Genomic DNA, 23899 nt, shown 5'->3' with positions numbered 1-23899 from the left:
TCGCAAAGGGCTGCATTTGCTGGAGGAACGCGCACTCGAACCTTGGCTTTCAGCTGCTCCCGGGTTTGTCCAGGGGGATGACGCGTCCACGGCTCCCCGCAGGTCGGAAGGACCCCCACGGCGGATACGCAACGGCCCGTGGCGACAGGTTCCGGGCGTGGGCTGACGACGTCGCGGAGGGCCTCCGTATTCACCGGACGCGCGCGGCCATCCCGCCACCCTGTTGGAAGGCGCTAAGGTTTTTCCGTTTTTACTATCAATCCAGATTCATGGACGGAAGGGCGCTCCAGGCATGCGACGTACGACGAGGTGGAAGCGGGCGGTGGTGGTCCAGGCGGTGTGGCTGTTGGGGGGCGCGGGGGTGGCGGAGGCGGTGACGCCTACGAACGTGACGAAGGTGGCGCGGGTGACAGGCGCGACGCCCTCGGGGGAGCTCTTGCCGAACCCGAACCAGACGCACTCGAACCACGAGGTGTACGGCACGGACCTGGGCATCGTCTGGGACAAGGGCGGCGGTGAGGTGTTCGTCCTGTTCGGGGACACCTTCGGCGCGGGCTGGTGCGGCAACGGCGGGTGTGGCGGCGGGTGGCGCAGCAACGTGCTGGCGCGCTCGGCGGACGCCACGCTGTCCAACGGGCTCACGTTCTCCACGATGGTGCAGGACGGCACGCGGCACGCGAAGGAGATCCTCCCGTCGCGCAAGGTGGACAACGACGAGATGACCGTCATCCCCACGGCGGGCGTCACCGTGGGCTCACGGCACTACATCCACTACATGTCCGTCAGGCACTGGGGGGATCCGGGGCAGTGGATCACCAACTATGCGGGCATCGCGTACTCGGACGACAACGGGCAGAACTGGGTGAAGCACGCGTCCGCCCGCTGGGCGAACAACGCTGCCTGGACGAATCCCTTCCAGATGGCGGCGATGGTGAAGAACGGCGGGTTCGTCTATCTGTTCGCCACGCCCAACGGCCGCTTCGGCAACGTGCATCTGGCGCGCGTTCCGGAGGGCGCGCTGCTGGACATCAACGCGTATCGCTACTGGGACGGCAACGGCTGGTCCACGTCGCAGGCGGCGGCGCGGCCCGTGGTCATCGGCATCGCGGGGGAAATGTCCGTCGTCTACAACGCGGCGCTGGGCCGCTTCCTGATGACGTACCTCAATGAGCACCGGCAGGCCGTCGTCCTGCGCGACGCGGGCACGCCGACGGGGCCGTGGAGCGGGGAGAAGCTGCTGGCCACCGGCGCCGCCTTCCCCGGCATCTACAACGGGTTCATCCACCCGTGGGGCAACACCGCCACGGAGCTGTACTTCATCACCTCGCAGTGGACGCCCTACAACACGTTCCTCCTGCGCGCGTCGCTCACCCCCGACACGCAGGGCGACAACCTGCTGTCCGAGCCCGGCTTCGAGACGCAGGCGGCGACGCCGACGATGGCGCCCTGGTATCTCACGGGCGGAGGTGGCATCGACCGGGCGCTGGGCAGTGCGCGCACGGGACAGGACAACGGCTTCGTGCGCGGCACCAGCGGCTGGAACGCGCTCAAGCAGAGCGTCGTCGTGCAGCCCCACACGGACTACACGCTGAAGGGCTGGCTGCGCGCATCGCCCAACAACAGCCGGGGCTACTTTGGCGCGCGTGCGGCGGGCAATGGCCCCATCCTGGGTGAGTCGTCCTTCGGCGCGCTGGCGGCGTGGACGGAGCGCACCGTCACCTTCAACTCCGGCGCGAACTCCGTGGTGGAGGTGTACGGCGGCGTCTGGGCGGACGCGGGCGACACCTGGGCGCAACTGGATGACGTGAGCCTCGCGCGGGGCGCGAACCTCGTCGCGCAGGCCAGCTTCGAACAGCAGCCCTCCGGCACGGCCACCTCTCCCTGGTACACGCTGGGCAAGGCGGGCATCGACCGGGGACTGGGCTTCGCTCGCACGGGCGCGAACAACGCGTGGGTGCGCAACGACACGGGGTGGAACGCCATCAAGCAGGAGGTCGCGGTGACGCCGAACACGCGCTATTCGCTGACGGGCTGGGTGAAGACCTCCTCCAACCAGAACGACGGCTACTTCGGCGCGCGCGGGCTCAACAACGGGCCCATCCTCAACGAGACGCACCTCACGCAGGCGCTGGGCAACTACACGCTGCTGAGCGTCACGTTCGACTCCGGCGCGAACCACGCCGTGGAGGTGTACGCCGGGACGTGGGCGAACGCGGGCGACACCTGGCTCCAGGTGGACGACGTGGCGGTGACGCGCGAGTAGCGGCGCGACTTCCCCTGCCGCTCAGGACTCCGCGGGGAACAGCGCGCGCAGGTCCTTGAGCGTGCGGGGACTGGCGCCCCGGGGGCCGGTGACCCAGATGATCTCCGGCTCCAGCGCCAGTTCGCGCCAGGACACCGCGCCGCCGTCGGGCAGGAGGACCTCGCCGTCCAGGCGCACCACCGAGTGGCGCCGCGACACCGCCTCCAGGCCGAACAACAGCCGCTCCACGTCGGACCAGCGCGCGGGGGCGAACAGCAGGTCCACGTCCGACAGCGGCCGGAGGAACGTCACGCCCGTGCGCAACTGCCACGCCAGCGAACCGAAGACGCCCACCGTGAGGTCCAACACGGTGCCCAGCGCGATGACGTCCTCCAGCGCGGGCTGCCACGTCGCGGGCGCGGTGGCCCGGGCTTCCGCCACGGTGGGCGGCGGCAACACGCGCACCACGGCCGGCCGTGCCACGTGCAACGCCAGGTGGCGGCGGTCGGGCAGGGTGAGGCCCAGCCGCAGCTCGTCGTGCAGGTCCGGCATGTCCCGGCGGACGACGGTGAAGGGACGGCCGTGCTGCTGCCACTCCGTCGTCAGCCGGAGCACCTCCGGGTTCAGTGGCGAGCGCAGGTGCTCCGCCCAGTCGGCGCCCAGGTACGCCCAGTCGTGCCGTGCCGGACGCTCACCCGGCATCGACGGCGGCTCCCTCTGCCCGGGAGAAACCCGGACGTCCTTCCGAGGCGCGGGACGCGACGGCCCGGAAGGCTCGCGGAAGCGGAAGGTGGGGCCGGGGCAAGAAGGACATCACTCGCCAAGTCATTACCCGGATTCACGCCCCGGGTGGGGCCCAACCTGCACGCGGCGGCGCGAGAGCCGTCGGGCAGGCCTCCGCCCGGCGCGTCTCCCCGGAAAACCGGGTGGGAGTTCCTGCGCATGGGACCCTTCTCCCGTGCGGCGGGACGCTCGCGCGCCCGGTTCGTCATCCCGGTGGCGGCTGGCCTCCACCCGGCTCCCGTGGGCCCGCCGCTACCGGGGGAGCTGGAGCACGGGACGCACCGCGCTCACGTGCTGCCGGCGCATGTCGATGAGGATGTCGTAGTTGCGCGGCTCGGGGGCCACGGGACCGGCGGCGAAGCGGTAGAGACCGCTGATGTCCTTCTCCCGGGGGAAGCGCTCCTTCACGACCTCCTTGAGCATCTCCTTGGCCACCCACTCCGCGTCCACGGAGACGGAGCCGAACTCGTCCAGGTAGTGGAAGGGCGCGGTGGAGTCCGCCTGTTTCGCGGTGAGGACGAAGACGCGCGGCTTCTGCGCGGGGATGACGAGGCTCGCGCCCTGCTCCATCAGCGCCAGCTCCCGCCCCTGGGGCAGGGCGAACAGCTCCAGGGACTGCTCGTGCGCGAGCAACGCGCTGAAGGCCACGAACCCGCTGAGCAGCAGCATGGCCATGCGGGGCCCATGTCGGGGCCAGACGGTGCCCAGGTTCACCAGGGACGCGGCGAAGAAGACGGCCCACACGCCGGTCAGCGCGTTGAGCGTGCGGTAGGTAGGCCAGCGCTCCCCGGCGAGGAAGCTCACCGAATACGCCGCCGCCGACAGCGTCACCAGCGCCAGCAGCCAGCGCCCCACGCCGGTGAGCCCGGAGCGGCGGCCCTCCACCACGACGCCCACGCCCAGCAGCGTCAGCGTCAGCACCACCATGGCCCAGTAACCATCCATGTCGCCGGGCGTCTCGTTGAGCGCGGACAGGGCGAGCGCGTTGGGGAACACGTGCGTGAGCGCCCAGACGGTCTTGTCCACCCAGTGCTTCTCGAAGGACATCCGTGGCGAGGCCGTGAAGAGGCCCGTGGCGAACGTCACCCGGGTGACGGCGTACGCGAGCAGCAGCCCCACGCCCATCACCACCAGGTGCTTCGCCATCCAGCGCGCCGTGTCCTTCAGGGACGCGTCGCGGCGCGCCACCAGCGCCGCCGCCAGCAGCACCGCGTAGAACAGGCCGCTCACCTGATAGATGAGCGTCGCGGTGGCCATGGCCCCCACGGCCGCCAGCGTCCAGCGCCACCCGTGCGGCGCCGTCTCCTCGGGGTGCCCGATGGCGCGGCGGGCGCACGCGAAGGACGCCAGCCCCAACATCAACGCCACCGCCTGCGGCCAGCAGATGCTCCAGTTGGCGATGACCTGCGCGGACGGAGTCAGCGTCAGGAACCCCGCGAGCAGGGCCGCCGAGCCCGGCCTCCATCCCTCCTTGCGCAGCATCAGGAAGACCGCCGCCGCGAGCACGCCAAGTCCAGCGACGCCCAGCAGCCGCAGCCCCATCAACCCGTCGATGCCGCCCGCCGCCTTCGCGGATGCCTCCAACATCCAGCCGTAGAGCGGACGGCCCTGCGAGGCGCAGACGCGGAGGATCTTGCCCGGCTCCTCGCGCGCCTCCCGCAGGATGGCGTAGTCGTCGCGCAGGCCATAACGGTGGACGATGGCGCTCGAATAGATGAGCCAGGGAAGCAGCAGCAGCAGCGCCACCGTGCCGGGAACCACCAGCGCACGGGACGTGGGACGGGTCATCAACGAGAAGGCCATTGCGGTTGACGCAGTGTAGCAGAGCCCTCCCCACGACTCCCGGATGAACCGGGACACGACAAGGTTCCAGTCACGCTGACAAGCGCGGTGTTCCAACGACTTTCACGGAACGATGTCTGGGTTTGCGGCGGCCTCGCCGAACTCCGGGCCCCGGGGCTCGCGCACCACGGTGAGCACGGGCCGGGACTCCGAAAGCGACGGCGTGAAGAGCGAGGGCTGATCGGGATCCGCGAACACCGTGGCGAAGTCCTCCGCGGTGAGTCCGCGCGCCATCCGGGCCGCGAACGTGTCCTTGAGCAGGCGCACGTAGTACTCGACGTCGTAGTCGCGAGGGTCGTCGCCGGCTGGTGCGCCGGCCGCGAGTCGGGCCGTGGGTTCGCCTTCCTCCGCGTCCGGTTCCAGCAGCAGGCCCGCGCGGCCGCCCGTCGCGCGGTAGATGCGCACGCGCTCGCCCAGGGCCCAGTGTTCGCGGCCGTTCGTGAGCAGCGCTTCGTAGGACAGCTCGCGCCGCTGCTTGCGCGTGGCCAGGTACTGCGCGGGCGACTTCGTCAACCGCACCTGGGCCGTCACCTCGAAGGTGGGCACCTGGCGTCTTCGCAGCGCCATCACCGTGTCCACGTAGGTGTCCCGCACGGCGCGCACGTTCCCGGAGAGGAGATGTTGGAGGGCGCGGCGCAGGAAGTCCTCGCCATAGCGCTCCGCGCGGCTGGAGCGGAACGCCACGCCGCGCAGCAGCAGCGGCCCCTCGTAGGGTCGCAGCGCGTAGTTCTTCGGCTCGTGCGACAGCATCGAGTCGTAGCGCCCGTCGAATTCCAGGCGCACGCGGGGCGGCAGCAGGGCCGCGACCTCCGACACCACGCGCCGCTCGTCGGCCTCCGTCCATGTCTCCGGCACCGAGAAGTAGACGCCGTCCGTGTCCGCCTCCAGCAGCGTCACGCCCCGGCCCGCAAGCTCCCGGCACAAGAGGCCCAGCACCTCGCGTCCGTGCCGTGTCACCTCGTTGGCGGCGTGCACGTCGGAGAAGCGGGTGAGGCCCACCGCGCCCAGGTAGCCGTAGGCGGAGTTGATGACGATCTTCATCGCCGCGGAGAGCGCCTCGTGCGTGTGGCGCTCCGGCGAACCGGGCGGCGCCTTCTTCGCCTTCGCCTTGGCGTCCAGCCGCTGGTCCACCAACCGGTCCACCAGCGCGAGCAGCACGTTGAGCCGGTCGCGCTTCGGTCCAATCCGGTACTGGCGCATCAGCGACGGGTAGAGGCTGGCCACGTCCGCCTTCACCACGTGGTGCGCGACGCCGGTGGCGAACAGGTGCAGCGCCGCGCCGCTGTGGGACGTGCCGTCGCCGGACTCGTGCGCCGGGAGCGCCGCGCCTTCGCGCAGGTACGCGCGCACCAGCAGCGGATCCAACACGCCGGTGGCCGGGCCCGCGTCCGCCAGCCGCTCGTACCGCCGGGGCGCCATGCGCGCGAGCGCGAAGGCGGCGCCGCCCATCAGGTGCGCCAGCCCCGCGGCCTCCGTCACGTCGTCGCGCGCGTAGCGGCGCACCCGCTCCGGATCCTTCTGGAACACTTCGTACACGCGCGCGCCGGGGATGAGCTCACGCTCCGGGCCCGCGAGCCCCAGGTGCCGTGCCACCGCCTTGAGGCCATGGCCGGGCAGGTCGCGGGCGGAGAAGTCGTGCCGGCGCACGGCATCCAACGTGTCGATGAACTCGCGGCCGGGCACGGTGTAGCGCGCGCGGCGCATGGCGTCCGCCTCGCGGCCTCCAGGCCCCCGTCCCAGCGCGGCGCCCCGGGCGGAGGGCCGGTGGCGCAACCCCGGCAGGCCCGCGCGGCCCAGCGCCAGCGACACGTTCAGTCGCTTCGCGCGCTGATCCAGGAACGGCAGGTCGAAGCCGTGCAGGTTGTGGTTCTCCACCACGTCTGGATCCGCTTCCCGGATGCGCGCGACCAGCCGGCGCAGCAGGTCCGCCTCGCCCGCGTCGCCGTCCGCCGTCACCTCCAGCGTCTCCGTGCGTCCCTCCGGGTCCCTCAGCGCGACAAGGAAGATGCGGTCCGTCGCCGGGTCCAGGCCGGTGGTCTCCAGATCGAACTGGAGGCGGCGAAGGTCATCGAAGACGAGGTCGCGGAAGTACGTGCGTCCGGTGGCGACCAGGTACTGCTCCTCCGGGGGCAGCACCAGCACCGCGTGGGGACCCAGGTCGCGCAGGTGGCCCACGCGCTGGCCCAACCGCGACGATGCGCCCCGGAGCACCGAGGCCCCCAGCGCCCGGCCGTCGTCCGCGCTCACCCGGTAGCGCAGCGCTCCGGGTCCTTCCAACTCGCGGAATGTCACCGAACCCGGTGCGTGCGACGCGCCTTCCGGCTGGAGCGCGGGGCCCAGGTGCTCCAAATCCTGGAGCGACGCGAGCAGCAGCCAGGGCCGGTAGCGTGCGTCCTCGCGAAGCCGCGCGGAGGTGCCCGGCTGCCGCTTCCACACGAAGGCGCGTCCGTCGGGCTCCGCCCACACCGACACGATGCCCGGCGTGGTGTCCCAGCCCCACAACCACGCGTCCTCCTTCGGATGGGCCGGCGGCGGGGGGGCCATGGGGACGGGGTCGGAAGGGGAGGGACGTGGCGGCGTGCGTGCCGTGCTCCCGGTGCTCATAGGCGCCCCGGTGCCGGGTTCGCAAGGGCGGGCGGTGGGTGGATCCACCGGGCTGTCGAAGGGGCTTCGCATCACGGTCGCTTTTCCCCAGCTTGAGGCCCCCGGCTGACAGCGGTATGTCAGGATTCCAAGTCCATGCAGCGCACCGAGCGTCTTTTCGCCCTCGCGGAGTACCTGAGGGGTCGTCGTACCGGCGTCACCGCGGAGGTGTTGGCGGAGCGCTTCGGCGTGACGGTGCGGACCATCTACCGCGACCTGGACACGTTGCGCGCCGCGTCCCTGCCGGTGGGGGCGGAGCGGGGCCGGGGCGGCGGCTACGCGTTGGACCGCAGCTACAGCCTGCCGCCGGTGAACTTCACCGCGCGCGAGGCGGCGCTCGTGGTGGCGCTGGGCCGCTTCGCCATCGACATGCGGCTGCTGCCCTTCACGGGGACGCTGGAGTCGGCGCTCGACAAGGTGCGCTCGGCCCTCTCCACGTCCGCGCAGCGCGAACTGCTGGCCCGGCTGCGGGAGCTCACCTTCCTGGGCGTGCCGTCATTGCCCACGCGCAAGGGCGTGCGTGAATCACTGGAGCGCGCGTGGTTCGAGCGACAGCCGATGCGCATCACCTACGTGGACGGCAACTTCCTTGAGACGGTGCGCGAGGTGCGCATCGAGTCCGTGGTGATGGACCGGCACGAGACGCGGCTGGACGCGGTGGACCTCGCGTCCGGCGAACGGCGCCACTTCCGGTTGGACCGCATCACCCGCGCGGAAGTGTTGGGGTGAAGCCGCGGGCTCCTGCTTCGGGGCCGGGCCCGCTCGGGACACGCATCAGCCGCGCGAGGGGAAGACGCCCTCCGTCGCGATGATGAAGTTCACGACGGTGTACGGGTTCATGATGGGCACCGGCTGGCTGCCGCCGGCGATGCCCACGGCCTGGGGCCCCATCACCGTGTTGGGTGTCGTGTTGTAGGGGGTCGGGGTGGTGCCGGGAGGATAGGCGGCGAGGTACGCGCCCTCCGGGCTCTCCGCGTTGCCCTCCTGCATGTTCGCCATCAGCGGGTGGGTGTGCGCGGGCATCTGCGTCGAGATCAGCGTCACCGACTGCCCGCCGGCCGCCTCTCCCAGTGTGTGCGGAGCCAGCCCCGGGCCCTGGCCCGGCGCCATGGGGAAGCGCCCGCGCAGGTCCGGCAGCGCGAAGGTCGTCGTGCCGTTGCCGCCGTAAGTCGTGCCCAGGATGGCGAAGAGGGACTGGTTCTGCGCGATGGGAAGCAGCGCGCCGTTGCAGAACGCCCAGCCGCGAGGCGCGAAGTCGCCTCCGAACATGATGATTTGACCGATGTACGGTTCAGACATGGTTCCCCCTGGGTGGATGATGGGTGTTGGGCGCCGAACAGAACATGCCTCCCTGCACTGAAGAAAGGTCGTGGCGCGTCATTCATGAATCCGACCTGGGGTGTGTGATGCTTCACAGAGCGTGATGGCGTTTTCTCCTACGCTGCACGTCGCAGCACCGCCGCTGTTGGGGGAGGACCCAATCCATGTCACTTCAATCCTTCGTGCCCCTGCGTGGGGAGTACTCAGGCTTCCGTGTGTTGTCGCTCTGCGCGACCTTGATGGTGTCCGCTTGTACGGGGCAGACGGGGGATGGGCCCGCTGGCCCCGAGGGCCCTCCGGGAGCGACGGGCCCCGCGGGAGCGACGGGCCCCGCGGGGCAGCAGGGAGAGAAGGGCGCCACGGGCGAACTCGGTCCGCAGGGCCCGGCGGGTGAGGTGGGCCCCGGCGGAGGGGAGCAAGGACCGCAGGGCGTCGCGGGCCCCACGGGTCCTGCCGGCGCGACGGGACCGCAGGGGGCCATGGGTCCGATGGGGCCCCTTGGTCCGCAGGGCATCGCAGGTTCCACGGGTCCTGCCGGCGCCAAGGGTGACACGGGCGCTGCTGGCGCGAAGGGTGACACGGGCGCTGCTGGCGCGAAGGGCGACACGGGCGCTGCTGGCGCGAAGGGTGACAAGGGCGACACGGGCACGACTGGAGTCGCGGGCCCGGCGGGCTCGGTGGGGCCTGCGGGAGCGACGGGTTCCACGGGGGCGACGGGCGCCCAGGGTTCGCAGGGTCCGCAGGGCGTGGCGGGCACCCAGGGTCTCTATGGCGACGGTTCCGCGGGCGCGTTCACCGTGGGCTCCGGCCAGACGGTGGACCTTTCTACCCCCGCGGGCGTGGCCCAGCTTCCCGCGGGCTTCAACCTCCAGTTCAGCAGCATCAACATCGTGGGCACGCTCTTCGTGCCCAGCGGCACGGTGCTGCGCTCCTCGGGTGACATCACCGTGAGCGGGACGCTCAACGTGCGTCAGGGAGCGGAGGACCTGGGCGGCGGTCAGGCTCCCACCGGAGTCGCCCGGACGGCGGCGGGTTCGTACAGCGGTGGCGTGGGGCTCGCGTCGTTCCAGGGCTCCCAGGTGCGGCGCGTCCAGAACGCGTCCGGCGGGGCGGGTGCTCGCATCTACGCGGGGGCGGGCGCGGACGGTGGTGCTGGCGGTGGCGCGGTGATGCTGGCCGCGAAGGGCAACGTGCGCATCGTCGTCGGTGGCTCCATCAACGCGAGCGGTACCAATGGCGTGAACCCGCAGACCGCGGGCGTGTCCATCGTGGGCACGGGCGGCGGTGGTGGCGGCATCGTCCTGGTGGCGGCGAAGGGGAGCATCACGCTTGGGGGCGCCATCCGCGCGCAGGGTGGCAATGGCGCGGATGGCTTCAACGGCAACGCCGGCACGGGTGAGGGCGGAGGCGGAGGCGGTGGCGGTGGCATCGTCCACTTCATCGCTTCCGTGAGCCCCAGCGTGACGGGCTCCGTGGTGGTCTCGGGGGGAAGCGCGGGGACCAGCGCGGCGCCGGTGACGGGGACCAGCATCCTCACTGCAGGGGGTGGTGGCGGCAGCGGGGGCTCGGGAGGCAATGGCGGCGGCATCATCCCGGGCACGACCACGAACGGGAACGCCGGCGTGGGCACGGGCGGCTACTTCCTCCAGACGGTCGCGCCCGAGCCGGAGTCGCTGCTGGGCCTGTAGTCGAGCGACCTCCAGCCGAGCCGGCCTTCACTCGAGGCTGGTTCCGGAGTCCCCCTCCGGAGCCTGCCACCGCAGCTCCAGGTACGGTGACGCCGACTCGCTTCCCGGCACGGGCATGAACCCGTGCCGGGTGTAGAGCCGCAGCGCCGGATTGTCGCGCGTGACGTTCAGCCGCACGGGTACGCGCGCCCGGGTTGCCTCCTCTTGAATCGCGCACAGCAATCGCGTGCCCAGCCCCTGCCCCTGGTGCGAGGGCAGCAGGGCCAGGTCCACCAACAGCGTCTCCGCGTCCGTGCGCACAAGCCACTGACGGCCCACGGGGACGCCGTCCACCTCGATGAGGGCGTGGCCTTCCGGGGCGTAGATCGCGGCGTAGTGACGCGCCTGGGCCTGGTACTGCGTGCGCAGGAAGATCTCCTGCTGCGCGGCGCTCCAGCCCCAGGAGGCCAGCTCCCGGGCGCGAGTGCTCGCGTAGAGCGTGAAGAGGAAGCCGTCATCCGCGAGCGTGACGGGGCGCAGGTGGGGTTCGAAGGGCGCGGGAGTCATCGCGGTGGAGGACCGTCCTGGGATGCGGCGCGAAATGCGCGGGCAGGACGACAGTATCCTCCCGAAGCCTCCGGCCGCCCTGGCGTGGACCGAGGGTGCCCGACGCGCGGGTCCTTCCAAGCGCACCGCCTCTCCCCGGGCGCGGCATGGGGGCAGGCAGGCTCGTGCGCAGGACCGGGGCCACCGTATCCTTTGAAGCGCGAGGTTCGGTGATGGCGTGCGCGCCCGGCCTGGGGAGAGGATGGCCTCCCCTGTGCTGCTCCGGTCCGTAGCGGAGCACCATCCCGAGGGGCGGCCCGTCCGCTCCAGGAGGTCCACCTGGTGTCCCGTCTCCCGTCACACGTGCATGTCGCCATCGCGGGTGCCGGTTTCGCCGGCCTGGGCATGGCCATCCGGCTGAAGCAGGAGGGCATCCAGGACTTCCTCGTCCTCGAACGCGCCGACGACGTGGGCGGTGTCTGGCGCGACAACGTCTATCCCGGCTGTGCGTGCGACGTGCAGTCCCTCCTGTATTCCTTCTCCTTCGCCCCGAATCCCGGCTGGTCGCGCGTCTATTCCCCAGCCGGGGAGATCCACGCCTACCTGCGCGAATGCGTCGAGCGCTTCCACCTGGCGCCGCACCTGCGCTTCCAGCACGCCATCCTGTCCGCGCGCTGGGACGCCGTGCGCAACCGCTGGGCGCTGGAAACCACCCAGGGGCCGCTCACCGCGGACGTCTTCGTGCCCGCGGTGGGGGCGCTGAGCGAACCGGTCATCCCCGCGCTGCCCGGCCTGGAGCGCTTCCAGGGCAAGGTGATGCACTCGGCGCGCTGGGACCCGGCGTACGCGCTGGAGGGCCGCTCGGTGGGCGTGGTGGGCACGGGCGCCTCCGCGGTGCAGTTCATTCCGGAGATCCAACCGGTGGTCGGCCGGCTCGTCCTCTTCCAACGCACGCCCGCCTGGGTGCTGCCCCGGGGCGACCAGCCCATCGGGGCGCTGCGCAAGGCGCTGTACACCCGCGTTCCAGGTGTCCGGTGGCTCCTGCGCGAGGGCTTGCGCCTGCTGCGGGATGCCCTCGCCCTGGGCTTCCAGCACCCGTGGGTCCTGCGCCTGGCCCAGCGTTGGGTGCTCCGTCACCTCCGGAGCGTCGTGGCGGATCCAGCGCTGCGCGACAAGCTCACGCCCCGCTACACGATGGGCTGCAAGCGCATCCTGATCTCCGACAACTACCTGCCGGCCCTCACGCGCCCCAACGTGGAGGTCGTCACGCCCCACATCCGGGAGGTGCGCGAGCACGAGGTCGTCACGGAGGACGGCGCCGTGCATCCGGTGGACACGCTCGTGTTCGGCACCGGGTTCGCGGTGACGGACATGCCCTTGGGACACCACATCCGGGGACGCGATGGACGCACGCTCGCGGAGGTCTGGGAGGGAAGTCCCCGGGCCTACCTGGGCACTTCCGTGAGCGGCTTTCCCAACCTCTTCCTCCTCCAGGGGCCCAACACCGGCCTGGGACACACCTCCGTGCTGTTGATGATGGAGGCCCAGTTGGAGCACGTGCTGGGAGCGCTGCGCTACCTGGATGCGCGCAAGGGGGCCGCCCTGGAGCCCGCGCCGGAGGTGCAGGACGCCTTCATCCACGAACTCGACGCGAGGATGTCCACGACCGTGTGGAGCCAGGGCGGTTGCCGCAGTTGGTACATGGATGCCACGGGGCGCAACTCCGCCCTCTGGCCCGGCACCACCGCCGCCTTCCGCCGGCGCGTGGAGCACTTTGATCCGTCCGACTACGTCACCGCCGCACGGCGCGCCACGGGCTGACGTAGGCAACCCCTCGAACCTCCCGCTGCTGGAAGAACTCGAACGTCAAGAATTGGAGGCGGCGTCGCGCATCCAGGTCGAGGAGGGGATCGCCCTCCTTCGTGCCCGCGGGAGCCATCCCTGACGCGTCGTTCAAGTCATCGCGAAGAGGGGCTCGCGGTCTTGCGAGCCTTGGCCGGAGCGCGCTTCTTCGCGGTCACGCGGCGGGCCGCCGCCACGGGCCGCGTCTTCTTCGTCCCGGTGCGCTTCGCCGCCGGGCCCGAGCGCTCCTTCGCCGCATGGTAGCGCTCCAACTGCCGGGTTCCCTTGTCCGCGAGCTTCTTCGCCCCGGCGTTGTCGCGAGGCACCGGCTCCCCCCACGCGCGGGCGGACAATGCCAGCCGCGTGGGCTTGCCCTTCGCATCCATCATGGGGCCCCGGGGGTGGGTGAAGTGGCGGCGCAGGAAGCTGCCTTTGCGGCGCATCTTCTCTGGCGTGTCGGCCTTGCCCTTCACTCCTGGCTTCAGGTTCGCGCCTTCCTTCTCATGGAACCACGCGCGGCCCGCGGCGGTCAGTCCTCCCTTCGGATCCTCCAGCGTCCGGCTGCGTTGGACGCGCTTGCGAACGGGGGAACGGGTCGGCATCGGGTGTCCTCCTGGTGGCAGCCCTCGGGCTCCACGCCAGAGAGGTAGGTCTTCCCAGCGGCCATCGCACGACACACGCAGTCACCTCCCTGCCTGGTCGCCTTGATGCCCACCTCGGGTCGGCCCGCTCCCGGGTGGGTGGTTCGCGCCACCCGCCCCCGGGGTGATTCGCCGCATCCCCCTGGTTGTCTGTGTTGGATTTGGGGCAGGATGACCGCGCCTTTCCGGAGCGCGGCCCCGCCCTGGACCCCACCCGCAGTCTGGCCGCCCGTGCCCCAGGATTGCCAATGACCCCCACGTTGCCGCAGAACGATTCCGCCGAGGCCCAGGCGAAGCGCAAGGAACAGCTCGCCCAACTCCAGACGGAATACGTCTACGATTTCACCACGCGCGTCCAACCCCTGGGCGTCGTGCAATCCGTGCCCCCGGGGCAGAACTTCGCCTTTGTCTGGACGCTCGGCGTGTTGAACCAGGCGCTAGGGATTACCGGCAACCTCATCTCCCTGGGCTCGCATCTATTCGAGTCGGCGGAGTCCCTCGCGAAGAAACTCGAGGACTTCACGGAGGAGGAACTCCGCCGGGCCGAGCGTGCCTGGATCGACCTCAAGACCGAGCACCTGACGCTCTCGCGCCTCTTCGACCACACCCACGTCATCTCCGCGCCCGCCAGCGCCGTGGCGCTCGCGGGCGCGTCGTCGGGTCAGTCCCTCGCGACGGGCTCGGGCGTGTCGCTCGCCCTGGACCTGGGCGGCGGCGGGACGCGCTCCTCCACCGTCTCCCCGTCGAGCACGCCCAGCGCGCAGCCCGCCGCCCCTGCATCGCTGGAGCAGTTGGCGGAAGGGCTCAAGGACTCCCTGGGCCACCTGTCGGAGTTGCTGGGCGACACGGCCTTCGACCTGCTCCTGCGCGTCATCGGCCAGTACGGCCCGGCGAAGAACCTCCGGGACTTCCAGTCCCAGTTCCAACTGCTGCCCATGACGGCCGGAGCAGGCGCCGCGCTCGACGACGTCATGTTCGCGCGCCTGCGGGTCGCGGGCCCCAACCCCGTGGTGCTCCGCCGCCTGTCCGCGCCCGATGTCCGCTTCCCGGTGACGGAGGCGCAGTACCGCTCGACGATGGGGCCAGGGGACAGCCTGGCCGCGGCGCTGGCGGAAGGCCGCGCCTACCTCGCGGACTACGCAGTGCTCGAAGGGCTGAAGGCCGGCACCTTCCCGACGCGGAAATACGTCTGCGCGCCGCTGGCCCTCTTCGCGGTGCCCCGGGTGGGTGAGCCGGACCGGCTGCTGCGCGCGGTGGCCATCCAGTGCGCCCAGACGCCAAACCCCTCCACGCCCGTCGTCACGCCCGCAGACGGCCTGAACTGGGAGATCGCCCGGCTCTTCCTCCAGGTCGCGGATGGCACCTGGCACGAGATGATCAGTCACCTGGGGCTCACGCACCTGCTCCTCGAAGCGTTCACCCTCGCCACCGCGCGGCAGCTCCCGCCGGAGCACCCGCTCCAGGTCCTGATGTCGCCCCACTTCCAGGGCACGCTGGCCATCAACAACGCGGCCGTGGAGTCGCTCATCGCGCCGGGGGGCTTCGTGGACCGCCTGCTGCCGGGCACCATCGAAGCGTCCGCGTCCCTGGCGGTGCAGGCCGTGGAGGGCTTCCGCTTCAACCAGGAACTGTTCCCGCGCAGCTTCGCCAACCGGGGCGTGGACGACGCGCAGGCCTTCCCGGACTACCCGTACCGGGATGACGGGTTGCTCGTCTGGGCGTCCATCCATCAATGGGTGTCGGACTACCTGCCGCTCTATTACGGCTCGGATGCGGACGTGGTGGCGGACTACGAGCTCCAGGCCTGGTTGAAGGAGCTGTCCTCCCCCCAGGGGGGACGGTTGCAGGACATCGGCGAGGACGGCGGCCTCAAGACCCGTGGCTACCTCGCGGACCTGGTGACGATGGTCCTCTTCACCGCGAGCGCGCAGCACGCCGCAGTGAACTTCCCTCAGTCCTACATCATGTCCTATACGCCGTCCCTGCCGCTGGCGGCCTACGCCCCCATCCCCGGTGCGCCGCTCGCGGCGGAGGCCGGGAACATCCAGGCGCTCCTCGCGTACCTGCCGCCGCTCCAGCAGGCCTTCTCGCAGCAGACGCTGATGACGCTGCTGGGGCGCGTGTACTTCGGCGCCCTCGGCTCCTACGATCGGTATGTCTCCGGCTCGTACTTCCAGGACCCGCGCGTGGCGGTCCTCCTGAAGGACTTCCAGCAGCGGCTTGGCGAGGTGGAGGAGGCCATCGCGCGCCGCAACCTGCGCCGCATCCCGTACCGCTCGCTGCTCCCGTCGGAGATTCCGCAGAGCATCAACATCTGACGCGTCCCTCCCCACCCGGGGGCCGCATGCCCCTGGGGCCCGCTTCGCTACTTCGCGTCGCGAACCGTGAGCGAGTCGGCCAGCACGCGAATGGCCCGCGCATGGCCGTGTGACAGGTCCGCCTCCGGGAACACGTCCAGGGGCTGCTGGGGCGGAGCACCGCGTGCCTCGAAGTCCTCTCCCTTCGCGTCGGTGTAGTGCTCGTTCGACAGGTGGACCGTCCAGCCATTCGGCAGCGGTTTGACGAGCACGTCGGAGAAGCTGCCCCGGGTGCGGGTGCCCACGTGGCGCACCTGGGGCAGGGCGCGCATCGCCAGCGTGAACACCTCCCCGGCGCTGACCGTGACGTCGCTCGTCACCAACTGGACGGGCCCATGGAACGCGGGGCGTGACGTGGGCGTGAGGATGAACTCCTGCGGCGGGGCGTCCTTCGCCCCGCGCGCCCACTTGGAATACGCGAGCCGGGGCCGGTCCGCGAAGCGCGCCGCGATCGCCCGAGCGACCACGTCATGGCCGCCCCGGTTGTTGCTCACGTCCACGATGACCGCCGTGGCGCCCGCGAAGGCGGCCATCGCCTCATCCAGCACCGGCTCCAACGCGGCCAACTCCTGTTCCGGCGTCGCGTCGTCCCCGTCCGTCGCGGCGACGAAGCCGCCCATCGTCATCACGTTGAGATAGCCGACGCCCGGCGCGGCGAAGCCCCAGAACACGCGCTGGTTCGCGACGTGGTGTCCCTGCCCGCGCAGCACCGTCTGGAGGATTCCGTCGCGGTAGGCCGCCAGCCACTCCTTCTGCACCGCCTTCGACGTCCGCCCCGTCCGCCGGGCCTCCTGCTCCAGCAGCGCGAACGTCCCCGTGGCGCGCTCTTCGTACGTCAGCGTGTCGGACCTGGCGTCATCCGCCAGCAGCTCCACATGCGCGTCGCCCAGTGTACGGAGTGCGTCCGCGAAGAGGGTGAACAATGCCCGGCCGTCCATGCCCAGCGACACCCGGGGACGCTCCGCCTCCAGTCGCGCCAACCAATCCGGGCCCCGTTCGGGGAAGTAGGCGTAGTGCTCCGCGAAGGTCGCCCGGAACACATCGAACAGCTCCGGAGCGCTCCACACATGGGGCACGTCGCAGCCGTCGGGAATCGCGGCGATGCGGTCGAACCGGTAGCGCGTCTCCCCCGGTGCGGCGAAGAACTCCCGGACCCCTTCCACGGGCCCCGGCTCCTGGACGCCGAACATCTGCTTCAGCTCCGAAGACGAAGTGGGATCCGGGTAGCACCCCGCCGCCGTCTCGTGGTGCAGGCGCAATCCCTCTGGCGTCACCGTGAGCAGCCATCCATACCCCCGGGATCGCCACACCTCCGGCCCCGACGCGCTGACGGGCTTCGAGGCGACGCGCGGCGTGGCGCACGCGGTCAGCAGGCCCGCGAGGAGGAGCAGGAAGGCTGCACGCGGTCGGCGCAGGGGAACATTCATGGCGAGCAGACTTCCTTCAGGATCCGACATCCCGCCGCGCTCGGGACGGGCTGGGACAACGGGTGCGCTATAAATCCCGCGCCGGGTGCTGGTGCGGGGCCCGCGACGGGGAGTCCTCATGGGTGGAGTCGCTCGGAAGTTGGGATGGCTGCTGGTGGCCCTGGCCGGCGCGTTCAGCCTGGGCGTGGTGGCGCTGCACCGGGGTGAGTCCATCAACGCCATCTGGCTGGTGGTCGCCGCGGTCGCGGTGTTCATGCTGGGATATCGTTTCTACGGCCGGTTCATTGCCGAAAAAGCGCTGCGCCTGGACCCCACGCGCGCCACCCCCGCCGAGCGCCGCAACGACGGCCTGGACTACGTGCCCACGGACCGCTGGGTGGTCTTCGGCCACCACTTCGCCGCCATCGCGGGCGCGGGGCCGTTGGTGGGCCCGGTGCTGGCCGCGCAGATGGGCTACCTGCCCGGCACGCTGTGGATCCTCGTGGGCGTGGTGGTTGCGGGCGCGGTGCAGGACTTCGTGACGCTCTTCCTGTCCATCCGCCGCGACGGCAAGTCGCTGGGCGACATGGTGCGCATGGAGCTGGGGCCGGCGGCCGGCGTGACGGCGATGGTGGGCGTGCTGATGATCATGATGATCATCCTCGCGGTGCTGGCGCTGGTGGTCGTCAAGGCGCTGACGCACAGCCCCTGGGGCACCTTCACGGTGGCCATGACCATCCCCATCGCGGTGCTGATGGGCCTGTACCTGCGCTACGTGCGCCCCGGCAAGGTGCTGGAGGTGTCCATCGTCGGCTTCGTGCTCCTGATGCTGAGCATCTACCTGGGCGGCCAGGTGTCCGAGTCCGCCACCTGGGCCCCCTGGTTCACCTTCGACAGCAAGGCGCTGGCGTGGCTGCTCATCGGCTACGGGTTCTGCGCGGCGGTGCTGCCGGTGTGGCTGTTGCTCGCGCCGCGCGACTACCTGTCCACCTTCCTCAAGATTGGCACCGTGATGCTGCTCGCGGTGGGCATCGCGCTGGCGGCGCCGGACCTGCGCATGCCGGCGGTGACGAAGTTCGTGGACGGCTCCGGCCCAGTGTTCTCCGGGAGCCTGTTCCCGTTCCTGTTCATCACCATCGCGTGCGGCGCGGTGTCCGGGTGGCACTCGCTCATCGCATCGGGCACCACGCCCAAGATGCTGGCCAGCGAAGCCGACGCGCGCATCGTGGGCTACGGCGCCATGTTGATGGAGGCCTTCGTGGCCATCATGGCGCTCATCGCCGCGTCGGTGTTGGACCCGGGTGTCTACTTCGCGATGAACTCCCCCGCGGCGCTCATCGGCACCAGCGCGACGCAGGCGGCGCAGACGATCAGCCAGTGGGGCTTCGTCATCACCCCTGACATCCTGGAGCAGACGGCGCGCGACATCGGCGAGACGACCATCCTGTCCCGAGCGGGCGGCGCCCCGACGCTGGCAGTGGGCATGGCGCAGATCCTCCACGGGCTCGTGTCCGGGCAGGGGATGATGGCCTTCTGGTACCACTACGCCATCCTCTTTGAAGCGCTCTTCATCCTCACCACGGTGGACGCCGGCACGCGCGTGGGCCGCTTCATGATTCAAGAGCTGGCGGGCCTCGTCTACGCGCCCCTGAAGCGCACGGAGTCCTGGGGCGCGAACCTGCTGGCCACCGCGCTGTGCGTGGGGGCCTGGGGCTACTTCCTCTACCAGGGCGTCGTGGATCCGCTGGGCGGCATCAACACGCTGTGGCCGCTGTTCGGCATCGCCAACCAGATGCTCGCCGCCGTGGCGCTCACGCTGGGGTGCGTGGTGCTGGTGAAGATGAAGCGCGAGCGCTACGTGTGGGTGCCCGGCATCCCCGCTGCGTGGCTGGTGTTGTGCACGCTCACCGCCGGCTTCCAGAAGGTGTTCGGCAGCGACGTGCGCGTGAGCTTCGTCGCCCACGCGAAGGCCTTCTCCCAGGCGGTGGCCGAAGGCCGCGTCATCGCCCCCGCGAAGTCCCTGGAGGAGATGGAGCGCATCATCTTCAACGACTACCTGGATGCGGCCCTCACCGCGTTCTTCATGGTCGTCGTGGTGGCCACCATCCTCTTCGGCGTGCGCGCCATCCTCGCCGCCCGGCGCTCCCCGGAGCCCACCGCGCACGAGACGCCCTACGTGGCCGCCGCAGCCCCGGTGCAGCGGTGATGACCGGCCTCGTCCAGACGCTCCGGCAGGGCTGGCTCAAGTCCGTGCGCATCGCGCGCCAGATGATTGGGGTGCCCGACTACGACACCTATGTGGCCCACATGCGCCGTCACCATCCGGACCGCGCGGTGATGACCTATGCGGAGTTTTTCAATGACCGCCTCCAGGCCCGCTACCGGGGCGGCGGGGGCCGCTGCTGCTGAAGCGATGAGTCGTTGAGTTTTGCCGGAAAGACTGCTTGATGTGGTTTTACGGGTTCAGCCCGTCAAAACCCATGACGCAGGAGTCTTCCGTGTCTCTCTTCGCAACGCCGTTCCGGACGTTGGCGCTGGGCGCCGTGTTTCTCGCATCGCTGGGGGGCTGCTCGGGCCCCGGGGACGTTCCGATGTCCGACGAACCGTTGGGCGCGGTGGAGTCGCCGGCGCTGGCGACGCGCGTGGTGGGCTACCTGCCGACGTGGGCGGGGAACGTGGACACGCTCCAGTACAGCAAGCTCAGCCACATCAACTACGCGTTCGCGCTGCCCACGGCGCAGGGCGGGCTCACGGGCGTGAGCACCACGGACGCGCGGCTGCGCTCGCTGGTGACGAAGGCGCACGCGCAGGGCGTGAAGGTGCTCATCGCGGTGGGCGGTTGGAACGACGGCAACGACAGCGCCTTCGAACAGATGGCCGGGAGCGCGGGCACGCGCACCGCGTTCGTGAACTCGGTGGTGAACTTCGTCAACGCCGTGGGTCTGGACGGCGTGGACATCGACTGGGAGTACCCGGACCCCGGCACGTCGGGGAACAACTACGCGCTGCTGATGCGGGAGCTGGGCACCGCCATGCACACGCGGGGCAAGCTGCTCACGGCGGCGGTGGTGGCCAACGGCTACACGGGCGGCGGCGTGCCGGCGTCGGTGTTCAGCGACGTCGACTTCCTCAACCTCATGGCCTACGACGGCGGCCAGCCGCATTCGACGTATGACCTGGCGGTCCAGTCGCTCAACTACTGGAAGGGGCGCGGGCTGCCGGCGTCCAAGGCGGTGCTCGGCGTGCCGTTCTACGGCCGCTCGCCGTCCAGCTACGTGGGCTACTCGGAGCTGGTCGCGCGCGACTCGCAGGCGCCCTACAAGGACAACGTCGGGGACGTCTATTACAACGGCATCGCCACCATCCAGGCGAAGACGCGGCTGGGCCTGCAGAACGGCGGCGTGATGATCTGGGAGCTGAGCCAGGACACGTCCGGCAGCACGTCGCTGCTCAACGCCATCTATTCGGTGGCGCAGGGCACGGGCGGCATCGGCGCGTACCGGCTCGTCAACAAGGCCTCCGGCCGCTGCGTGGACATCTCCGGCCCCAGCACGGCGGACGGCGCCATCATCCACCAGTGGGCCTGCCACACGGGCGCAAGCCAGCAGTGGTCCATGGAGGCGACGGACAGCGGCTACTACCGCTTCGTGTCGCGCCACAGCGGCAAGGCGCTGGACGTGAAGAGCGCGAGCAGCACGGACGGCGCGGGGCTCCAGCAGTGGACGTACTCCAGCGGGAGCAACCAGCAGTTCAAGCCGGTGGACCTGGGCAACGGCTACGTCCGGCTGGAGGCGCGCCACAGCGGCAAGGTGCTGGACGTGACGGGCTGCCAGGGTGGCAGCGGTGACGGCACGCTGCTGCAGCAGTGGACGTGGTCGAACAACGACTGCCAGCAGTTCCGCATGGAAGCGCAGTAGTCCGTCGGACGTGACGGGGCCGGTCGTTCTGCGCCGGCCCCGCTCCCCGGGATGCGCGCTTCAGTTCCGCCGGGGCAGTCGCAGGATGAAGGTGGAGCCTTCGCCCAGGGCGGAGCGTGCGGACAGCGAACCGCCGTGCAGCTTCGCGAGCGCGGCGGCGATGAACAGCCCCAGCCCATGTCCCCGACTCCGGTCGGAGTCCGCGCGCTGGAAGCGCTCGAAGATGTGGGGCAGGGCGGCGGCGGGGATGCCCACGCCCCAGTCGCGCACGTGGATGAGGACGAGTCCCGGGCTGAGTGTCACGCCCACCTCGATGCGCCGCGAATCCCCGCTGTACTTCACCGCGTTGGACAGCAGGTTGTTGAGCACCTGGCGCACCCGCTCGGCGTCCAGGGACAGGGGCCCCACCGGCTCTCCCAACTGCAGCGCGAAGTCCATCTCCGGCTGCATCTCACGCCAGTCCTGCATCAGGTCCTGGAGGAAGGGCGCCAGGTCCGTGGGCACCTGCTTCAACTCCAGCTTTCCGTCCGCCAGCCGGGACGCGTCCAGGATGGAGGTCACCAGCCCGTTCATCCGGTCCAACTGCCGCAGGATGGCCTCGGCGGAGCGGCTCTCGTCCTCGATGCCGCGCTTCTGCACCTTGCGCAGCAGCATCTGCGTGTTGAGCCGCGCGGAGCTCAGGGGCGTCTTCAGCTCGTGCGCCACCCAGTTGAGCATCTCCTCGCGCGCCAGGCTCACCGCGGTGGCCGACTCGCGCGACGCCTGGGCCGTCTCCGTGCGGACCGTCGCGCGGTGCTGGAGTGCGGAGTTCACTGCGTGCTCGAAGGTGGCGAGGTCCACCGGCTTCGCCAGGAACGTCTGGGCTGCTTCACGCCCGGACGGCCGGGCCGCGCTCAACAGCAGGAAGGGGACCTCCGAAAGGGTCGGTTCGGAGCGCATGGCGTGAAGCAGCTGCATGCCGGTGCGGCGGGGCATCATGTGGTCGCTGACCACCAGGTCCGGCGGCTCCGTCCGCGCGAGCATCAGGGCCTCCTCGCCGTTGTGCGCGCGCACCACGCGGTGGCCCAGGTCCTCCACCACCTCGGAGAAGACCTCCAGCAGCGCCTCTTCATCCTCCGCGATGAGGACGAGGCTCATTCCACGCCACCTCCCACGGTGGCGCCGATGGGCCGTGCCTGCCCCGTCAACAGGCCCGTAGCGGAGCGCAGGGGCGCGAGCACCTTCACCCCGGTGTCGTTGATCTGGAACTCACGCAGGTCGCTGGCGTACTTGCTGTCGCGCATCTTCAGCACGGACATGATGCGGTGCATCTGCCCGTGCAGCTCCACGTAGCGCAGGAGCAGCAGGTTCTCTCCCAGGATGGCCACCGGCGCGTCGCTGAAGTCCAGCTCCGTGCCGACGACCTTGGGCACCTCGCGGGTGAAGATGGAGGTGACGCCTCGCATCCGCAGCCGCATCGCCAGCGAGGCGAGGAACATCCGGCGCCGCATCGGATCCAGGATGGACAGCTCCAGCTCGCTGAGCCCGTCGATGACCAGCCGCTTCACCCCGCGCGCGTCCACCGTGCGCAGCAGATCCCTCACGAACAGGTCCGCCTCCAGCTCCGCCGGGGGCTCGTGCTGGACGGTCAGCGTCCCGTCGCGCATCAGCGCGTCCACGTCCAGGCCCACGCGCTTCGCGCGCGCCGTGAGCATGGCGGGCGAATCAAAGAAGGAGACGAAGAGCCCGAGCTCTCCCTTGCGCGCTCCATCCGCGACGAAATGGGTGGCCAGCAGGGTCTTTCCAATGCCCATGCTGCCCGCGAGCATGGTGGTGCTGAACTCGGGCAGCCCTCCGAACATCAGCGTGTCCAGCTCCGGCAGCCCGAACCCCTTGCGCTCCATCGTGGGCGGCTCGTCGTGGAAGTCCAGGGGCGTGGCCTCCAGTCGCGGGATGAACTCCACGCCGCCCTGGTTGATGGTCATGACGTGATCGCCCGTGAGGTGGGCCCGGCCGCGCAGCTTCACCACCTCGCTGCGGCGCACCCGTCGCGCTCCCTGGGGCTGGATGGACAGGGCCACGACGCCGTCCACCGTGGTGGCCTCCGGCAGCGCCATCAGACGATCCAGCGGGTACTCCGTGGTGAACAGGCCAATGCAGTTGACGGCCGAAAGGCCGATGCCCAGCTCGTAGAGGAACTCGCGCAGCCGCGCCTCGTCCGACCAGAGATCCCGGATGGAGCGCAGCCCGTCGATGAACAGCAGACCGGCCTTGCGCTCGCGCACCGTCTGGAGCAGCAGGTCGCGCGCTTCCTTCGGACCGCGCTTGAGCGACGAATAGGCGCTGATGACGAAGAGCCTCTCGCCCAGCAGCTCGGGCTTGAAAAAAGAGAAGCCGGAGAGCGAGCTCATCAGCTTGTCATGGGGCTCCGAGGTGACGGTGGCCATCACCACCGGGATGTCACGCGCCGCGGCCGCGAAGGCCACCTGGCTGCACAGCACCGTCTTCCCACACCCCGGCGTGCCGGTGACGATCAGCGACTGCCGGGTGGGAATGCCTCCTCCCAGGAGGGCGTCGAAGCTGGGGATGCCACTTTGGAAGAGCGACGATTCGCTGCTGGGCATTCCTGGGTTCACCGGGCGGCGGGAAGCGATACGCGAGGCTCTGCCGCTCGAAAGCGCGCGCGCCGGGACAAGGTAGGGATCGCGGAAGCG

General features: G+C 70.4%; 17 protein-coding genes. 8 read left to right on the top strand and 9 right to left on the bottom strand.

Annotated elements, in window-relative coordinates:
- Positions 1–292: 292 nt before the first annotated feature.
- Positions 293–2263: a DUF4185 domain-containing protein gene (locus tag OV208_RS17640; RefSeq protein ID WP_267574998.1), complete on the top strand. Its 1971-nt coding sequence runs from the start codon at positions 293–295 to the stop codon at positions 2261–2263.
- Positions 2264–2284: 21 nt separating this feature from the next.
- On the opposite strand, the gene mdcG is transcribed toward OV208_RS17640, so the two are convergent.
- From mdcG to OV208_RS17625, 3 genes are all read right to left on the bottom strand, one after another.
- Entirely contained in the window at positions 2285–2944 is a 660-nt protein-coding gene (gene mdcG, locus OV208_RS17635; protein ID WP_267574997.1) for a malonate decarboxylase holo-[acyl-carrier-protein] synthase, read from the bottom strand.
- 333 nt (positions 2945–3277) lie between these two features.
- Positions 3278–4813: a hypothetical protein gene (locus OV208_RS17630; RefSeq protein ID WP_267574996.1), complete on the bottom strand. Its 1536-nt coding sequence runs from the start codon at positions 4811–4813 to the stop codon at positions 3278–3280.
- A gap of 117 nt (positions 4814–4930) precedes the next feature.
- Positions 4931–7411 (bottom strand): DNA polymerase domain-containing protein, encoded by a 2481-nt coding sequence (locus tag OV208_RS17625; protein ID WP_267574995.1) that lies wholly within the window; start codon positions 7409–7411, stop codon positions 4931–4933.
- Positions 7412–7606: 195 nt separating this feature from the next.
- Between OV208_RS17625 and OV208_RS17620 the strand changes: the two genes are divergently transcribed.
- A complete protein-coding gene (locus OV208_RS17620; RefSeq protein WP_120540988.1) occupies positions 7607–8239 on the top strand; it encodes a helix-turn-helix transcriptional regulator in 633 nt (210 codons plus the stop codon).
- Between the two features lie 45 nt (positions 8240–8284).
- Here the strand turns inward: OV208_RS17620 and OV208_RS17615 are convergent, their stop codons facing one another.
- Entirely contained in the window at positions 8285–8809 is a 525-nt protein-coding gene (locus OV208_RS17615; protein ID WP_267574994.1) for a phage tail protein, read from the bottom strand.
- Positions 8810–8994: 185 nt separating this feature from the next.
- Here OV208_RS17615 and OV208_RS17610 point away from each other — a divergent pair, with 185 nt between their 5' ends.
- Entirely contained in the window at positions 8995–10518 is a 1524-nt protein-coding gene (locus OV208_RS17610) for a collagen-like protein (RefSeq protein WP_267574993.1), read from the top strand.
- Between the two features lie 27 nt (positions 10519–10545).
- Here the strand turns inward: OV208_RS17610 and OV208_RS17605 are convergent, their stop codons facing one another.
- Positions 10546–11064, bottom strand: a complete 519-nt coding sequence (locus OV208_RS17605) for a GNAT family N-acetyltransferase (protein WP_267574992.1) — start codon at positions 11062–11064, stop codon at positions 10546–10548.
- Positions 11065–11385: 321 nt separating this feature from the next.
- Here OV208_RS17605 and OV208_RS17600 point away from each other — a divergent pair, with 321 nt between their 5' ends.
- Positions 11386–12864 (top strand): flavin-containing monooxygenase, encoded by a 1479-nt coding sequence (locus OV208_RS17600; protein WP_267574991.1) that lies wholly within the window; start codon positions 11386–11388, stop codon positions 12862–12864.
- 137 nt (positions 12865–13001) lie between these two features.
- On the opposite strand, the gene OV208_RS17595 is transcribed toward OV208_RS17600, so the two are convergent.
- The gene (locus OV208_RS17595) at positions 13002–13487 is read right to left on the bottom strand and encodes a DUF6321 domain-containing protein (protein ID WP_267574990.1); all 486 of its coding nucleotides are present in this window, start codon (positions 13485–13487) and stop codon (positions 13002–13004) included.
- Between the two features lie 287 nt (positions 13488–13774).
- Here OV208_RS17595 and OV208_RS17590 point away from each other — a divergent pair, with 287 nt between their 5' ends.
- Complete coding sequence (locus OV208_RS17590) at positions 13775–15844, top strand: lipoxygenase family protein (RefSeq protein WP_267574989.1); 2070 nt, start codon at positions 13775–13777, stop codon at positions 15842–15844.
- Between the two features lie 47 nt (positions 15845–15891).
- Here OV208_RS17590 and OV208_RS17585 read toward each other — a convergent pair whose 3' ends face one another.
- Positions 15892–17310: a S41 family peptidase gene (locus OV208_RS17585; protein WP_267574988.1), complete on the bottom strand. Its 1419-nt coding sequence runs from the start codon at positions 17308–17310 to the stop codon at positions 15892–15894.
- A gap of 118 nt (positions 17311–17428) precedes the next feature.
- Here OV208_RS17585 and OV208_RS17580 point away from each other — a divergent pair, with 118 nt between their 5' ends.
- The 3 genes from OV208_RS17580 to OV208_RS17570 all read left to right on the top strand — a co-directional run bounded on the left by OV208_RS17580 (position 17429) and on the right by OV208_RS17570 (position 21206).
- Entirely contained in the window at positions 17429–19495 is a 2067-nt protein-coding gene (locus tag OV208_RS17580; RefSeq protein ID WP_267574987.1) for a carbon starvation CstA family protein, read from the top strand.
- Complete coding sequence (locus OV208_RS17575; RefSeq protein WP_267574986.1) at positions 19495–19698, top strand: YbdD/YjiX family protein; 204 nt, start codon at positions 19495–19497, stop codon at positions 19696–19698. Before OV208_RS17580 ends, OV208_RS17575 begins: the two co-directional genes overlap by 1 nt.
- 89 nt (positions 19699–19787) lie before the next feature.
- A complete protein-coding gene (locus OV208_RS17570; RefSeq protein ID WP_267574985.1) occupies positions 19788–21206 on the top strand; it encodes an RICIN domain-containing protein in 1419 nt (472 codons plus the stop codon).
- A gap of 60 nt (positions 21207–21266) precedes the next feature.
- Here the strand turns inward: OV208_RS17570 and OV208_RS17565 are convergent, their stop codons facing one another.
- Both OV208_RS17565 and OV208_RS17560 read right to left on the bottom strand, forming a co-directional pair.
- The gene (locus OV208_RS17565; RefSeq protein WP_267574984.1) at positions 21267–22343 is read right to left on the bottom strand and encodes a hybrid sensor histidine kinase/response regulator; all 1077 of its coding nucleotides are present in this window, start codon (positions 22341–22343) and stop codon (positions 21267–21269) included.
- Positions 22340–23809 carry an ATPase domain-containing protein gene (locus OV208_RS17560; protein WP_267574983.1) on the bottom strand — a complete coding sequence of 490 codons (1470 nt, stop codon included), beginning with the start codon at positions 23807–23809 and terminating at the stop codon, positions 22340–22342. Before OV208_RS17560 ends, OV208_RS17565 begins: the two co-directional genes overlap by 4 nt.
- Positions 23810–23899 lie beyond the last annotated feature (90 nt).

Source organism: Corallococcus sp. bb12-1 (assembly GCF_026626765.1).
In the GTDB taxonomy this organism is placed as follows: Bacteria; Myxococcota; Myxococcia; order Myxococcales; family Myxococcaceae; genus Corallococcus; species Corallococcus terminator.
This window is presented reverse-complemented; position numbering and strand designations above follow the sequence as displayed.

What these genes read in the sequence shown, in the direction of transcription:
- OV208_RS17640 (WP_267574998.1), top strand. Translation starts at nt 293, where the DNA reads ATGCGACGTACGACGAGGTGGAAGCGGGCGGTGGTGGTCCAGGCGGTG.
- mdcG (WP_267574997.1), bottom strand. Translation starts at nt 2,944, where the DNA reads ATGCCGGGTGAGCGTCCGGCACGGCACGACTGGGCGTACCTGGGCGCC.
- OV208_RS17630 (WP_267574996.1), bottom strand. Translation starts at nt 4,813, where the DNA reads ATGACCCGTCCCACGTCCCGTGCGCTGGTGGTTCCCGGCACGGTGGCG.
- OV208_RS17625 (WP_267574995.1), bottom strand. Translation starts at nt 7,411, where the DNA reads ATGGCCCCCCCGCCGCCGGCCCATCCGAAGGAGGACGCGTGGTTGTGG.
- OV208_RS17620 (WP_120540988.1), top strand. Translation starts at nt 7,607, where the DNA reads ATGCAGCGCACCGAGCGTCTTTTCGCCCTCGCGGAGTACCTGAGGGGT.
- OV208_RS17615 (WP_267574994.1), bottom strand. Translation starts at nt 8,809, where the DNA reads ATGTCTGAACCGTACATCGGTCAAATCATCATGTTCGGAGGCGACTTC.
- OV208_RS17610 (WP_267574993.1), top strand. Translation starts at nt 8,995, where the DNA reads ATGTCACTTCAATCCTTCGTGCCCCTGCGTGGGGAGTACTCAGGCTTC.
- OV208_RS17605 (WP_267574992.1), bottom strand. Translation starts at nt 11,064, where the DNA reads ATGACTCCCGCGCCCTTCGAACCCCACCTGCGCCCCGTCACGCTCGCG.
- OV208_RS17595 (WP_267574990.1), bottom strand. Translation starts at nt 13,487, where the DNA reads ATGCCGACCCGTTCCCCCGTTCGCAAGCGCGTCCAACGCAGCCGGACG.
- OV208_RS17590 (WP_267574989.1), top strand. Translation starts at nt 13,775, where the DNA reads ATGACCCCCACGTTGCCGCAGAACGATTCCGCCGAGGCCCAGGCGAAG.
- OV208_RS17585 (WP_267574988.1), bottom strand. Translation starts at nt 17,310, where the DNA reads ATGAATGTTCCCCTGCGCCGACCGCGTGCAGCCTTCCTGCTCCTCCTC.
- OV208_RS17580 (WP_267574987.1), top strand. Translation starts at nt 17,429, where the DNA reads ATGGGTGGAGTCGCTCGGAAGTTGGGATGGCTGCTGGTGGCCCTGGCC.
- OV208_RS17575 (WP_267574986.1), top strand. Translation starts at nt 19,495, where the DNA reads ATGACCGGCCTCGTCCAGACGCTCCGGCAGGGCTGGCTCAAGTCCGTG.
- OV208_RS17565 (WP_267574984.1), bottom strand. Translation starts at nt 22,343, where the DNA reads ATGAGCCTCGTCCTCATCGCGGAGGATGAAGAGGCGCTGCTGGAGGTC.
- OV208_RS17560 (WP_267574983.1), bottom strand. Translation starts at nt 23,809, where the DNA reads ATGCCCAGCAGCGAATCGTCGCTCTTCCAAAGTGGCATCCCCAGCTTC.